Annotated in this window: 13 protein-coding genes; 7 read left to right on the top strand and 6 right to left on the bottom strand. The window is 55.2% G+C overall.

Going from position 1 to position 13,805, the window contains the following annotated elements:
- Positions 1-418: 418 nt before the first annotated feature.
- The 3 genes from A6U86_RS13415 to A6U86_RS13405 form a co-directional block, all read right to left on the bottom strand.
- Positions 419-1,432 carry a histone deacetylase family protein gene (locus A6U86_RS13415; protein ID WP_068391662.1) on the bottom strand — a complete coding sequence of 338 codons (1,014 nt, stop codon included), beginning with the start codon at positions 1,430-1,432 and terminating at the stop codon, positions 419-421.
- 41 nt (positions 1,433-1,473) lie between these two features.
- Positions 1,474-2,784, bottom strand: a complete 1,311-nt coding sequence (locus tag A6U86_RS13410; RefSeq protein WP_068391659.1) for an MFS transporter — start codon at positions 2,782-2,784, stop codon at positions 1,474-1,476.
- 238 nt (positions 2,785-3,022) lie between these two features.
- Positions 3,023-3,649, bottom strand: coding sequence for a TetR/AcrR family transcriptional regulator (locus tag A6U86_RS13405; RefSeq protein WP_068391656.1), 627 nt, complete (start codon positions 3,647-3,649; stop codon positions 3,023-3,025).
- 234 nt (positions 3,650-3,883) lie between these two features.
- Here A6U86_RS13405 and A6U86_RS13400 point away from each other — a divergent pair, with 234 nt between their 5' ends.
- From A6U86_RS13400 to A6U86_RS13370, 7 genes are all read left to right on the top strand, one after another.
- Positions 3,884-4,963, top strand: a complete 1,080-nt coding sequence (locus A6U86_RS13400) for a hypothetical protein (protein WP_068391653.1) — start codon at positions 3,884-3,886, stop codon at positions 4,961-4,963.
- Positions 4,964-5,015: 52 nt separating this feature from the next.
- A complete protein-coding gene (locus A6U86_RS13395) occupies positions 5,016-6,125 on the top strand; it encodes a fatty acid desaturase (RefSeq protein WP_068391650.1) in 1,110 nt (369 codons plus the stop codon).
- 29 nt (positions 6,126-6,154) lie between these two features.
- On the top strand, positions 6,155-7,219 hold the full coding sequence (locus A6U86_RS13390) for an alanine racemase (protein ID WP_068391647.1): 1,065 nt from the start codon (positions 6,155-6,157) through the stop codon (positions 7,217-7,219).
- Positions 7,220-7,295: 76 nt separating this feature from the next.
- The gene (locus A6U86_RS13385; RefSeq protein ID WP_083196828.1) at positions 7,296-8,261 is read left to right on the top strand and encodes a succinylglutamate desuccinylase/aspartoacylase family protein; all 966 of its coding nucleotides are present in this window, start codon (positions 7,296-7,298) and stop codon (positions 8,259-8,261) included.
- The gene (locus A6U86_RS13380) at positions 8,258-9,232 is read left to right on the top strand and encodes a DMT family transporter (RefSeq protein WP_068391644.1); all 975 of its coding nucleotides are present in this window, start codon (positions 8,258-8,260) and stop codon (positions 9,230-9,232) included. Before A6U86_RS13385 ends, A6U86_RS13380 begins: the two co-directional genes overlap by 4 nt.
- Before the next feature lie 346 nt (positions 9,233-9,578).
- Positions 9,579-9,902 carry a hypothetical protein gene (locus tag A6U86_RS13375; RefSeq protein ID WP_068391641.1) on the top strand — a complete coding sequence of 108 codons (324 nt, stop codon included), beginning with the start codon at positions 9,579-9,581 and terminating at the stop codon, positions 9,900-9,902.
- A gap of 10 nt (positions 9,903-9,912) precedes the next feature.
- Complete coding sequence (locus A6U86_RS13370; RefSeq protein WP_068391638.1) at positions 9,913-10,329, top strand: hypothetical protein; 417 nt, start codon at positions 9,913-9,915, stop codon at positions 10,327-10,329.
- Positions 10,330-10,525: 196 nt separating this feature from the next.
- On the opposite strand, the gene A6U86_RS13365 is transcribed toward A6U86_RS13370, so the two are convergent.
- The 3 genes from A6U86_RS13365 to A6U86_RS13355 all read right to left on the bottom strand — a co-directional run bounded on the left by A6U86_RS13365 (position 10,526) and on the right by A6U86_RS13355 (position 13,229).
- Positions 10,526-11,485, bottom strand: coding sequence for a S1/P1 nuclease (locus A6U86_RS13365; protein WP_083196827.1), 960 nt, complete (start codon positions 11,483-11,485; stop codon positions 10,526-10,528).
- 162 nt (positions 11,486-11,647) lie between these two features.
- Positions 11,648-12,451, bottom strand: a complete 804-nt coding sequence (locus A6U86_RS13360) for a sugar phosphate isomerase/epimerase (RefSeq protein ID WP_244509927.1) — start codon at positions 12,449-12,451, stop codon at positions 11,648-11,650.
- A gap of 112 nt (positions 12,452-12,563) precedes the next feature.
- Positions 12,564-13,229: a hypothetical protein gene (locus A6U86_RS13355; protein ID WP_068391632.1), complete on the bottom strand. Its 666-nt coding sequence runs from the start codon at positions 13,227-13,229 to the stop codon at positions 12,564-12,566.
- Between the last annotated feature and the right edge of the window lie 576 nt (positions 13,230-13,805).

The following is a 13,805-nucleotide window of genomic DNA, read 5'->3' as shown; positions in this document are numbered from 1 at the left end:
GCTCTTGATATTGTCGAGAAAGTTCCGATTGACGCGGAACTTCCATTCCCACTTTTGCGACATCGTAAAATAGATAGACTTGCGGCAACCACAATGCCTCATTCTGCAGGCGCAACACGCTGCTGCGCTCCGTCCACATGTCTGCTAGCGAGGCTCTGCTACAGGATGACCTGCGGCGGGGATAAGACGCAAACCCGTCATAGGCCGAACCATTTTCAGTAATGCTCCCTTGGATTTTATGATCGTGAACGGATTTGAAACCGCGACCCGTTCAGATATTTTGGCATATCATTCAATCACGGAATTCTTACGTTGCGACGACGTTATAGAGATTGAGAAGCGTGATTGCGATCATTCGCGCTGGGACGTGACTATGCCACGAACTGATACCTGGCAAACGCATCATGCAATGGCCCTCTCAAAACGCATGCATGAAGCTGCGAAGGTAGCTACCGAGCTGCGGACTGAGATAGCCTCCCTCTTGCACCAATAAAGTCGGCAACCCAAGACCCCGAAATCGGCTTCCCGCCGCGGAAAAGCCGTCGTGGGTAATTTTAAAGGCCGACACCGGGTCATATTCTGCCGCGTCCAAACCGAGAGACACCACAAGTGCCTCCGCCCCATAGTACCGTACCTTCGCAAGAGCCCGGTCAACGGCTTCCAGCCACACAGCATCTTCGGTACCCAGCGGGAGTGGTTGGTTAAAATTGAGATCCTTGCCTGGTCCAGCACCGGTTTCGTCCGCATATCCTGCATAGTATGGCGCAGCTTCCGACGGATCGACGTGAATGGAGCAAAACAGGACGTCCGCCCGATCCCAAAATATAGATTGCGTACCGTTGCCATGATGGACGTCGATATCAACGATCGCAACCCTTCCATATCGTTTGGTCAACTGATGCGCGGCCATGGCAGCGTTATTCAGGAAACACATTCCCGACATTAGGTCAGAGTAAGCGTGATGGCCCGGCGGCCTGCAGAGAGCGTAGACATTGCCGGTTCCGGCTTGGAGCAAGTCGGCGCCATGCAATGCCGTTTGAGCGCTGGCATAAACGGCTTGCCAGGTTCCCGCCTGCATTGGGCAGGAGGTCGAATTTGAATACCATCCCAACTCGCCCAAAAGTTCGGTCGGCTTGCGATGCATGCGCCGGGTGGCGTGCACATTCGCGACAACCTCGGGTCCATAGTCTCCGTGCGCGGACCACCGGTCATAGGCCGTTCGGAGGAATTCGATGTAATCGGCACAATGAATCTCTGTTATCCGATCCAGTTCTCCAAAACGCGCCTCGGTGATTTGGTGGCCCCCGTCAATCATTGTTGACAGAAATATTCGGTATCTCTCCGCGTGATCTGGTTGATCGATGAATTTCCCGCCCCGAAAGACGACCGCCGGATCATGAAGGGCTTGGTCTGGATGGTGTACCACGAGCATGTTGGCTCCTTCTTTTGCGAAATTGCGTCTACGGAATCCTGTCAATCGAGCGAGCGTCCGAAAGTCTCCGGCGCCACAAAGAGGTAGATGAGAATGCTGACAGCGCAGATGAGCATGACATAGCCGGCGATGTAGAGGGGGCCTCCAAGACCATGAAGCCAGGTTGCCACCATTGGGGCGGTTCCTCCGAAAAGAGCAGCGCAGATGGCATAAGGAATCCCTATGCCAGATGTGCGAACTTCTGTCGGGAACAGTTCAGCGAAGACCGTGCCTATCACCGCATTGTTCAATGCCAGAAATATCACTCCGGAAATTGCAACGAAGAGAAACCCGCTGAAGCTCACCTCACCAGGCAGGATCGAGAGCAATGGGTAGGAAAACATCAAGAAACATGCGGCAGAAGCAATAAGAAGCGGCTTACGGCCGATGCGATCGGAAATACTGGCAAACAGGGGTACAGCGACGCAATAGACCAATGTCGCAATCATATTGGCAACAAAGCCAGTTGATCGATCAAGCCCACCTATCAAATTGGCATATGTCGGCAGAAATATAAGCCACAGATAATACTGAACAGTGTTCATCTGGATAACGAACACAGTCAACGCCTCTCTGGGGTAATTGAACAGGGACTTGAGAATGGCAATCAATGTCCTGCCCCGATGATCTTGAACCTTGAAAAAGGCCGGCGTTTCCTGAAGGCAACGGCGAATATAGAGGCCATATAGCGAAAGAAATGCGCCAAGCAGGAACGGGATTCTCCATCCCCAGGACGACAACGCATCCGGGCTCAGAAAGTAAGTTGTCATCGATGCAACGCCGTTGGCAACAAGTACCGATGCGCCGATTGAAATCATCTGCGGCGATGCCGACAATGCTCGCCACTTGGGGCTAGCGTGCTCATTGAGGAATGTCAGGGCAATCTGGAATTCACCACCCGAGGAAAACCCTTGCAGCAGTCTGGCCGCTATAATGATGAGCGGAGCTGCAATGCCGATCTGAGCGTAGGTGGGACATAATCCGATGATCAGGCTGCCAATGCCCGACATGATGATCGTTGCCGCCAGGAGCGCTCGTCTCCCGTATTTGTCAGCCATCGGAGACAGGATGAAAGCTCCGATCGGTCGGCCGGCAAAGCCGATGGCAAATACGGCAAAGCTTGCCATCACTGACGCGGCCACGCTGCCTGCCGGGAAGAGTTGCGTTGCAAAGATACCGGCAAGCAAACCGTAAATCGACCAGTCGTACCATTCGATGAAATGGCCAATCGACCCACCGACCAACGTCAAGGCTTTCCGATTTAAGGTCTGATTGCGTGAAGTGGCCCCAACTTCTAAAGCATCCGTGCCCATCTTATCGACCCTCTGGTTAAAGTACCCCCACCCCGGCACGGCACAAACCTGCGCCGTTGGCGCAATTCCTGCACGAACCAGACCAAATCAAAATTGGCAATTTCCTCGAGTTTGAATGAAGTGCGATAACGTAACATACATATTAGTTAGTATGTCAATGGATGTCTACAATTTTACGCCAGGATTTCGCCCACAGGTTTTAACACCAATATACCAGATACACTCGAGTGAAACTGCGCTACTCAGCCAGCGATCTGCGCTCGGCGAATATCGGCTCGATGCTCGCAACCAAAAGCGTCAACTGGTCGTGAAAATACTGCTCGTCGCTCCGCATAAAACGATCCATACAAAGGCCGCGAATGGAGGAGAGCAAGAGGTCAAGCACCCTCGCGGTCCTTTGATCGATGAAAGTCAAGTTTGGGTTCATCGTGAGCCAGCATTGGTTCAATGCTTCCATCGTCCGCTCGCGATGCTGGAGAAGGCGCTCCCGCATCCGCTCATCTTCCCGCGAACCCATGATGATTTCCCAAATCGACCAATATTGAGGGCCACCATAGATGCTCCAAAGCTGTTTTACCAGCAATTGCAGATCGATAGGTTGCCCCCTACCCTTCCTGCCAAAGGCACGGAACTCAAGCACGATCCGTTCAGATACATAGTCAAGAACACCGAACAGCAGATCATCCTTTGTCGAAAAATGATGATGAAGAGCCCCTGTCGTCACCCCCGCGCAGGCCGCGATGTTCGCAGTCGTCGCTCCGGCGAACCCTTTTTCGCAAAGCATCTCGATTGCCGCCTCGATTAGCAATTGCTGGGTTTCGGCGCTGCGCTCGACTTGCCGTTTCTTGTTCAGAGCCCGTCGCATCAACATTCTCCGCGTTCGGTGTGCTGGTCTCTTATAGCCCGGGCGTCTCTCGATAGGGAGAAAATACTCGCCAATATTAGAAAACGCTTGACACTACCTCTACTTCCGGTTTGGTTATCACATTCTTCGTAATACGTACTGTGCAATATGGATTAATCCACAGATCTGGTTGGCTTAGGCCGCCGGCGCTGGGAGGCCGGCTGCGCGCTTCGGAAACAATATCTTTGGTGGACAATGAAAACGATATGGGTCCGTGGAGAAGTAAATCCCAACGAACGTCGCTCGCCCCTCACCCCGGACGATGCGGCGAGCCTGATACGGCAGGGCTATGAGGTTCACGTCGAGACAGCGCCGAAGCGGGTCTTCTCGGACAGCGAATACCAGCAACGTGGCTGCATCATCGAACCGCGTGACAGCTGGCGCCGACAACGGGATGAGGCTGTAACGCTCGGCATCAAACTGCCGGAGCTGACCGAAGATCCGCTGTTTGGTGAACATGTTTTCTACGCCCACCAGTATACGAAGACGCGTATCCTCCACGAAAAGCCAACGGCGCGTAAGATGCTGGACGGGTTTTCAAGGGGAGGAGGAACGCACTACGACACCGAGTTCTTGACGGACGAAACGGGCGCGCGGGTGCCAGCCTTCAGTACCGTCGCCGGCGGAGTTGGTACGGTCCTTGCCATCGTCCTTTGGTCGGAAATAGAGGGGCCTGCAAAGACCACCCCGAAAAGACTATTTACTGCTCCAACCAGAATGGATGAACTCAAGGGTCAAGCGCGCTCGGGCCTCGGTCACTGCTCACGTCCATCGGTCGCGCTATTGGGGGCTCGCGGTCACTGCGGAATCGGTGCCGCAGCTGTGCTGAATGAACTGGAGATTCCCTACGCCACCTTTTCACGTCAGGCCCTTCTTGACCCTCGCATCGATCAGGATCTCTCCGGCTACGACATCATTGTCAATTGCATGGCCGTCGATGAATCGACCCCGAAGTTTCTAAACCCGGCGAATATTGGGCCGGACAGTAAAATCCGGATCATCTCCGATATCGGATGCGAGACCAATAACAATAATCCCATTTTGCTGAGGGGCCGCCTCTCAAACATAGATGAGCCCTTCTACGAGGTCTCCACAAACGGAAGGCCGGTCTACGTCATCGCGATCGATCATCTGCCGGCGATTACACCGCTTGAAAGTAGCCAGGCCTTCTCCGCGCAGATGACACCACTTCTTCTTTCCCTGCTCGGAGGCGGCGACAAGAGCCCCCCTTGGGTAAATGCCCAGTCGGTATTTTTGCGCGCTCTGTCCCTCTAACAGCGTCACCTGCTCTCATCTCGCCAGCTCTTGAATTGAAGGAGGCAATGATATGGTTCTCGCGCTATTTCTGTTTGCAGTTGCCAGTCTCATGCTCGCGGCAGATGCTCTATATCATCGCGCCGATCTTTCCCATGTGCCACGCCCGGCCGACGGCACTGATGCGGTGCGGCACTATCGCAAATACTTCAAAGGCCTCAGTTATAAGCCGCTGGATTGGTTCTTCGGGCCGATGGCATTTGCCTGGTCCTATCTGTTTATTCTGGCGGCGGTACTGGCATTCCATAACACCGACAGCTGGGCGCTGAAGTTTCTGGCGATCCTGTTTGTCACCGGCCGCTTCAGGGCCCTGCAGGAAATTGGTCACCACGCTGCCCATGGCTCGTTGGGACCAAACCGACGCTTCAACGAAATCATCACGAACCTCCTCTACCAGTTCCCGGCGTTCATGCCCGAAATAAGACGCAGGCACCAAGTCCACGTCATCGAGCATCATCATTCGGTCAATACGGAAGACGACCCTGACAGGCTTGAGATGGTGGAAAAGGGATTCGTGCCCGGAATAAGCGCAATGCAATATTGGCTTGGCGTCTTTCGCCCGCTCACTCCGATGGGTATCGCCGAACGGCTGAAGGAATGCTGGGGCTACATTGTGATCGACATGTGGAACTGGAATTTGCTGCTTCGCATCCTGTCCGTTGCAGCGGTGGTCACTCTATTCGCCTATTTCGGCTTCTACACGGAATTGCTGTTCCTCTATGTCGTTCCAGTCCTGATCACCTATCCGCTCTTCTACTGGTTGGCCCATATTGCGCTGCATCGCTGGTTTGCCACATGCGAGACGGATATCCCCTATCACCAGCGAGAGCTTGCGCTCGGCAGGCCGACGGACTTTCCAGGTGTCATCGGCGCCGTGGTCAAGCACAATATTTTTCCATTCGGCGACTCCTATCATCTGGCACATTCGCTTTTCCCGGCCGTTCGATGGAACTACCTGCCAGCCGTCGACAACCTCATGAAGCGCGACAGTCCGGAATACGCCAATCATGGAAGTGTCGGTCTGTTCTTCGGCAGCAAGGGAAAACCGTCAGCTCTTGGCGAGCTGAGACTGCGGATGATCCAGAACGACGGCAAGAGCCTAAGCGAGCCTCAGGTTGCCTAAAGTCTCAATCAAACCTCAAGGATAATAGAATGGCTGAGCTCGCAGTTAATTTGAAATCCATTGAAGCAAACCTGCGGTTTATCAAGAACGAGGCCGATCGAAACGGGCTCGAATTGGTTTTCGTGGTCAAGCCCTGCCACGATTACGCTCCGATCCTGCAACTCGTCGATCGGCAATCGCCTGCCTATCTCGGAATGTCGAAGATTCAAATCGCCAGGAACTTTTCTGAGCGCCTGAGGACACCTGTCCTGACCACAAGTTTGCCGACCGCACATCAGGCCGACGACATCGTGCGCTATTCGAAGGCCAGTCTCAATTCCGATCCAAGCATCTTGGATGCACTGGATCGAGCGGCAGAAAAATATGGCGTAAAGCACGGCTACTTCCTGATGGTCGATGTCGGTGACCTCAGAGAGGGCGTCTTGCCACATGAGGCACCCGCCGTGATGCGGAGGATATTGGCGAAGAATCATCGCAATCTGATTTTTGAAGGACTTGGCACGAACTACGCATGCGCCAATGGCGTGCAGCCCACCTATGAAAACCTGAATAGCCTCTACCGCCTGGCCCGTGGCCTGGCAGAGGAAGGGATAAGAGTTCCGAAGATATCGCTCGGCGGGTCGTCCATCATTCACTGGATGAGCTCTGAAATCCTAGCCAGTTGGCCTACCCAGGTCAGGATCGGGCAGGCAGCCTTCTTGGGAACGATACCCGTCGCCGATGAACCGTTTGTCGGGCTACGGACCGATACCCTCAGATTTTGCGGCACAATCGTTGAAATTCAGGACAAGCCAGCCGCCATAAATGGCGCGTCGCCCCTTGGCGAGCAGTCGGCAGTTGAAGCAATTGGCATCCGAAAGCGCGCTATTCTCGATTTCGGCGTTGTCGACGCTGATCCGAGAGCGCTTATTCCGCGCGAATCCGGCGTGAGGATCGTTACTGCAAATTCCGATTACACGGTGATTGACGTAACCGGCTCCGCCGAGAGCCTTCACATCGGATCTTCGATCTATTTTGACCTCAAATACCGGGCGATGCTCCAGGGTTTCCTGTCGCCTTATCTCTCGAAACGGGTCGTGGAGCAGCTTTCATGAGCGGTTCGGCCCTCTTGCAGCCTTCCACCCAAGGCCGCCGATTAAACAGAATTCTACTCTTTCCAAGAACGAGCCAATGACCCTTCAGATACTTAATCAAGCACAGAGCAATGCCGGCGCTATTCGCCGGATACTGAATGAGGCCTTGCCAGGTTTGACGAAAATCGAGTGCGAGCCTATCGACGGTCACGTTCTGCCAATCGTCATTATAAAAGGCCTTTCGGCAGGGCCCACCGTCTGCATCAGCGCCGGCGTTCATGGCTCTGAATATTGCGCTATCGAAGCAGCACAGCGCCTCCTGACCATCTCCCCGACAGCTGTCGTCGGCACATTGGTGATATTGCCGCTGGTCAACGGCGGCGCCTTCAAAAATAGAAGCGTCTATCTAAATCCCGCCGATGGGAAAAATCTCAATCGTGTCTTTCCCGGCAATGCGCAGGGCACAGCGAGTGAAAAGATTGCGGCCTGGCTGGTCGAGGAGGTTCTCCGCGGTATAGATGCTCTCGTCGATCTTCATTGCGGAGACCTGAGCGAGAGCCTGACCCCTTTTACGATTTTCTGCGATGGAGATGATCGTTCGAAAAGCCTCGCTCTAAGTTTCGGGCTGCCTTACGCGATCGCGAGCCAGGCGACGGGAATGATGATCGCCGGCGCCCTCAGCGTTGGTGTGCCGGCGATAATCGCCGAGGCGGGAGGAGCTGGCAAATATGACGAGACAGCAATCCGGGCTCTCGTTGACGGCCTTCACAGGCTGCTGAAGGCCACTGGGTCTCTTGACGGACGATCATCAAGCCAAATGCCTGATCGACCTGTCCAAGTGCTGTGTTGTGAGAGTGTTGTTGCCAAGGAATCTGGCCTTTGGTATCCCTCGTATTCGGTTGGGGACGCGGTGGAGGCCAAAATAAAACTGGGAACCGTTCGCAATCCATATGGCGAGGAAATTGGGGCACCCATTTCCCCTGTCGGTGGGAAGATAATGTTCCAGATTTCGAGCCTTGCCGTGAACGGCGGCGAGACGATCGCGTGGATCGGCACCCAATGAGCGTCGAAAAGCAGGACACCCTTCAAGGCAATGAGAGGTTCAAACGGCAGACTGGCAGCGGCGGATTCGGGCCGACGGCTTCGCTAGCCGGCGCCATGGCACTGTCGGGAACCGTTGGCGTTTTTGCAATTCAAACCGGTCAGCCAACTCTAAACATTGTCTTTTTCCGCTGCCTGTTCGGAGCCTTGTCGCTTGTCACCTGGTGCCTGTATCGCGGCACCTTGTCGGGCATCTGGCGAATTGAACGCAAGCTGATTGTACTTACGATTGCCAGCGGCCTCTGCCTGGTCCTGAACTGGGCCGCATTGTTCCAAGCCTTTCGCTCAACGTCGATTGGCTTTGCAATTATCATCTATCATTTGCAGCCATTTTGGATCGTTATCGTCAGTGCCGTTTTTCTTGGCGAACCGCTCTATCGCGACAAACTGCTTTGGTTAGCCATTGCGTTCGCCGGGTTGCTTTTTGTCGTCTGGCCTCATATCGGCGACATCATGGGCAACGGCACATGGGCTCAAGGAGTCGCTTTTGCCATTTTGGCGTCACTTCTATACGCGGGCTCCACTTTGACGGCCCGGAGGCTGAAAGCAGTCGATCCGTCCGTATNGACAATCATTCATTGCTCGATAGGTCTCGTCTTGTTTGCACCTTTCCTGACCCTTGAGCCGCTCCACAATGCGGCTCTGCCGGTCTGGGGTTGGTTGATCGGACTTGGGGCGCTCCACACCGGTGTCGTCTACGTGTTGCTCTACGCGAATTACCCTAAAGTCCAAACTGCGACGATCGGCGTCTGCGCCTTCCTCAATCCGGTAACAGCGCTGCTCAGCGACTATGTTTTCTATTCAAAGGAAATCAGTCTCGTTCAGGCGCTGGGTGTTTCCTTTGTGCTTCTAGCGGGCCTTGGAACAACACTTGGTTGGGGCAAGCTGCTGCGACGCAGCGAACAGCCGCAGATGACTCGGGCCACTCGGTAAAATCCGTTTTCAAACGGGTCAAATCATGGTGGAGTTCAAAAGGAGAGCGATGATCACTGACACTAAATCGCCCGAGCATTCATTCCCTTCAGATTGAGCCGTTTCGCACAGAGCGGGGACAAGCAGAGAACGCAGGAGCGACCAAACAATACTCTCGTTGTATTGCGTCCCCCGGGCACGTCGAGCAAACCGCTTTACATATGAGACAAGTTTGTTGAGTATAGCGGCTGGAATTCCAAGAATAGATGCAAGGAGAACGCTGGGGTCCTTCACGCTGTAGGTCATTGCCGGAGGCACCGCAGATAGAGCGCGTTAAAGCAAGCGACGATTGAGAAGGGACGCAGCCGTGGCGGACAATTCCAATGAGCTCATCGATGATCTGGCTGCCAGGCTCGGTGTGCCTCGAGATGTCATGCGCGCCGCGCTTGAAAATTTCAGGGACAAGGATATCTCGGATTTTTCCGATCAAGATGAAGCGACAGTGCGCAATATCGTTCAGAGGAACATAGAGCAGGTCTTGGCGCAACGCGGCGGATCGAAGGGCTTCGTCGGTGGGATCACGCCGGCCGTCGTCCACCCTGCCCTTGTCCGCTCGCGCCAGGATCTGCTGGCTGATCAGACGGTCAGCGACAAGGTCAAGGCATTCGTTAAGGATCACTGCCTGTGCTGAGGGCGCTTGAATGGACAAGCTGATCGACTACACGAAATATACGACCGCAATGGCGGTCGCCCTTCTTCTCTACATACCAGCCAACCTGCTTCCGACCGAGAGCCGCCTGCATCATTGGATCCTCGGCCTCACCACCCTTGCCGCCGGCCTTTCGGCCCTCGCCGGCATCCTGTTTTACACCCGCACGACCAAGGTCCTTCTTGAGAATCAAACGACCGATCCGAAAGGGTACATGACGCTCTGGGGCAATATTCATATGTGGCTTCTCGTCGCCAGCTATATTGTCGGCGCCGCTTACTTCTTCGCCGACAAGGTCATCGCGCCTGAACCAGAGTCAGAATGTTCCGCATCAATCCCTGGGACCGGAACCCCACCGATGACGGTAAAGTTCAAGTGCTCCAGTTCCAAGCCCGGTCCGACATCCTGACGGTAAATCCGCCTTCCCGCCTTGAGGCGCACGACCACAGGCGCTCCAAAAATGCATTCTGAGTCAGGGATGCGCGTCCGCAGCAGGAGACGGAGCCTGCCGATCGCCACGGCCGGATAGCCCGACATATCGGCAAGCCGACGCAAATCAACCCGGGCGCTGGAACCGCGCAGCTATCACCAGCCTCTCCAGCAATCTATTGAAGGGTCGCGGTAATGAGGTTTGCCAGCCGCGCGGCGGCAAGGGCTGCCTGCTTGCGTGCTGCCGCCATCGCGTTGACTTCATAGGTGCGATCGAGGATCACCGGCGAAGTCCCGGATTTCACCGGTTCGGCATAGGCGACATCAACTGCAAGCTTCTGGCTCTCTTCGAACCATTTCTGCGGATCGGCTTCGGCTGCAAGCACCGGATCAGGCTCGGGAAGCTTCGTGTCCGGGTTGGTCAATCCGTCGAAGATTGCGCCATAGGGCGTCGAGTAACCACCGAACAGGCCATCCCAATAGGCGTGGAGTCTCATTTTCACACCCGTCGCATTGACGACTTCCGACAGATTGCCGCCCTGGTCGCCGTGCGGTTGATCATGCGAAAAACGCGCGGTGGCGTGCAGCGGCTGGTGTGCGTCACCAACCAGGTGAAGGAGCCAGACGAGATCGTAGGAACGAACGTCGTCCGGCAAGCCAGAGGACGCCGACAGCCCCTTGCGCAGGGCGAGGATCTGCGAGAGGGCATTGACCGGATCCGCGTCCTCGATCTGCGTGCCGTCGGTGGAAAAGCCGATATCCTCGAAATGCCAATAGGCATGCGAAAGATGGTCATAATAGCCGATGTTGCGGCCGGCATTGGCGTTCGTTGCATTATCACCACTGCTGGAATAACCAATAATCTGGCCCTTGATGTCGTCCGCCCAGGTTGCCGCCTTGACGAAGGCATATTGTGCCTTGAGGCTCTCGGGAACGCCTGCAACCCATCGGTCGTATTCCGGATTGAGCCTGATCAGTGCGTCGGCCCTCAACCGGATCTCGGGGCTTAGGCGATCGTAGGCGACAGCGGCAATCTGCATATGACCTTCGTCCCACCAGGCGCGGGCAGCGGTCGGAACGCTTAATAGCGCGCAGGTCACTACCAAACCAAGCATCGAGTTCGCAGCATGCCTCATGTCGATGAACCTCCGGGAGAATGGGCGATCATGTCAGAGCTTATGTGTCTTGTGTGTCGCTAATATTGATGCCAGCCATCTGCATGCCAGACCGGTGCTATCGCCTGCGAGGGAATTTTCTCGTGACCATGAGCTCAGCCGATGCTCGGGTGCAAAAGAACCCTACCCCGAATGGGCCATGAACCTGCTGAGATAAGCAAAACTCGCCTGCGCAAACTCAAATGGCCGGCGCGGACTGTCATGCTCAACCACCAGCGTCCGGGCGCCATTCGCCAGCGCCAGCCGCCAAAGAGACGGCCACGTCAAGGTTCCGGTTCCCACATCTGCCCATCCGTCTTCATCCGGACTGGCATCCTCAGGTGCCCGGTCCTTCACGTGAGCTGAGGCGAGGATTTTGGAATACCGCTGCAACCACTCGGCAGGGTTCGCGCCGGCACGTGACATCCAGGCGATATCGGCCTGCCAGATGAGCGGACTTCCGCGTGCTGCCTCGAACAGCACCTCGATGCCGTATCGGGCAGTCGGCAGAAGTGCGAAGCCGTCGGCCATGTTGTGATAACCAACCGAAACGCCGTACTGTTTGTATCGCTCCGCCAGCCGCCCGAGCTCGGCTCCGAGCCGCTGCCAGGCAGTGGTGGTTTTCTGCGGCAGAAATCTCAAGGATTGCGGTATGAAGAGCTGCTTGATGCCACACGCACTGCAGGCCTCCCCGACCCTGCCGGGGTCATCGCGCAGAGCGTCGAAACCAATATGAGCCGTGGGAGCCGTCAGCCCATGCAGGGCAAGGGTCCTGCGCAAGCCGGCGGGATCCTCCAGATGATGGCCTAATGGCTCGACTGACCGAAAGCCTGCCCGTGCCGCGGCCGAGAGCTGGTCATCTAATGACCCGAGCTCACGCAGCGAGAAAAGTTGCAGGGATAATGTCGGCTTTGTCATCATCACAGGATAGCACGACAAAACCGCCATGTCATAGCGGCCCCCGACAGGTAGCGTTCTTGCAAACACTACCTTGGCGGCTCGCGATGTCGCCGGAAGGGCCTCCACCCCACTAGGTCTCCGACGACATCGACCATCAAATCTATTGGAGCCGTGTACTCCATGTCCCGTCGGCGTTCAAGGTGATATCGCACTGGGTGTGGCCGCCGGTGAAATCGGCAAGACCAGCGTTCACGCTCGATTCCGAGAAGTCGATGACTGTATCCACGTTGCCGTATCCGGTCTGAACGTAGAATTTCAGGATTGGCTGGCAATCAATATTGGACATCGGATTTGCCTGCACGAAGTTGGACAGCACTGTACGGTGCATGGCGACTATTGCAGAGCCGGCATTGTATGATTCGTAGGAGTTGAAGCTCGGCGTGGTAATACGGAAGGCTCCCGGTTGTACGCCTGGGGCATTGGCCGGGTCAGAAAGACCGAGTGGTGAAACGGTCGCAGTCGTCCAGTTCTTCGGGGCGCCACTGCCGCCATCAGCAAGGTCGATCGCACGACTGACAGTGGGCCAGCCCGAGCGTTGGCCAACTTGTGGTGGCGCGCCCGCCTTCTCGATACCGGCAAAATATTGCGGTTTGACCTGGCAGACCAGGACCGCGCCGGATTGATCGTAACTTAGGAGATCCGAGGAATAGAGGCTGTTCGAATAGGCCGTTCCACCACCGGTATAGATGGCTGGCTGCTGGAAGAAATAGAAGCTCTGCATCTTGGACTGTTTATTCATCACATAGATGTTCAGCGGCGTGGTCATGGTTGGCGATCCTTTGGTGTCGTGGAGCCAACAAGCGAACGCACGTGTGGTCTCGCCCCTGAGTGCAGATGGGGCATCCGAAGCCCCGCCGAGACGATGCATGTTATTATTTGGCAAAGCAACCTATGGAAGTTTAAATAATCATAAAAATCGCCAAATGCGATAGGCATGTGGAGCCGGCGACGAGCGATGACGGGTTTGAAAGCCTCTTCATTGATGATCATCTCGTTTTCATCTTGGTGCCAGCCTCGCATGCCGTTACGCGCGAGAGCCAGAGTGCTGTGCTCCGACCAATCCTGTGTATCTTCATGGATCAATGCAAAAATGCAGCAGCTGGATCACTTTCTGATGGCAACCAAGATACCCAGCCCAAAGCCGCAGATAGAATTTAAAGCTCTGCGTGTTGAATCCCATGTGAAACTCACCCAATTTTCCATTTCGAGACTACCTGCAGATGGTTCAAAATTATGAACGATTTCAAATGCCTGTCTCGGCCTAATTGGGTCAACGCGAAGCGGAAAGACGGGTCAAACCATGGTGGAATTCAACGCTCCACCGCAAAAATTACGATCGAGC

The organism is Rhizobium sp. AC27/96 (assembly GCF_001692325.1).
In the GTDB taxonomy this organism is placed as follows: domain Bacteria; phylum Pseudomonadota; class Alphaproteobacteria; order Rhizobiales; family Rhizobiaceae; genus Rhizobium.
The sequence above is the reverse complement of the archived record's forward strand: the minus strand, read 5'-3'. Positions and strand labels throughout refer to the sequence as shown.

Bases quoted from the DNA above. Each gene is read 5' to 3' on its own strand.
- A6U86_RS13405 (WP_068391656.1), bottom strand. From the start codon at position 3,649: ATGCGACGGGCTCTGAACAAGAAACGGCAAGTCGAGCGCAGCGCCGAA.
- A6U86_RS13365 (WP_083196827.1), bottom strand. From the start codon at position 11,485: ATGAGGCATGCTGCGAACTCGATGCTTGGTTTGGTAGTGACCTGCGCG.
- A6U86_RS13355 (WP_068391632.1), bottom strand. From the start codon at position 13,229: ATGACCACGCCGCTGAACATCTATGTGATGAATAAACAGTCCAAGATG.
- A6U86_RS13395 (WP_068391650.1), top strand. From the start codon at position 5,016: ATGGTTCTCGCGCTATTTCTGTTTGCAGTTGCCAGTCTCATGCTCGCG.
- A6U86_RS13415 (WP_068391662.1), bottom strand. From the start codon at position 1,432: ATGCTCGTGGTACACCATCCAGACCAAGCCCTTCATGATCCGGCGGTC.
- A6U86_RS13360 (WP_244509927.1), bottom strand. From the start codon at position 12,451: ATGGCGGTTTTGTCGTGCTATCCTGTGATGATGACAAAGCCGACATTA.
- A6U86_RS13385 (WP_083196828.1), top strand. From the start codon at position 7,296: ATGACCCTTCAGATACTTAATCAAGCACAGAGCAATGCCGGCGCTATT.
- A6U86_RS13370 (WP_068391638.1), top strand. From the start codon at position 9,913: ATGGACAAGCTGATCGACTACACGAAATATACGACCGCAATGGCGGTC.
- A6U86_RS13390 (WP_068391647.1), top strand. From the start codon at position 6,155: ATGGCTGAGCTCGCAGTTAATTTGAAATCCATTGAAGCAAACCTGCGG.
- A6U86_RS13400 (WP_068391653.1), top strand. From the start codon at position 3,884: ATGAAAACGATATGGGTCCGTGGAGAAGTAAATCCCAACGAACGTCGC.
- A6U86_RS13410 (WP_068391659.1), bottom strand. From the start codon at position 2,784: ATGGGCACGGATGCTTTAGAAGTTGGGGCCACTTCACGCAATCAGACC.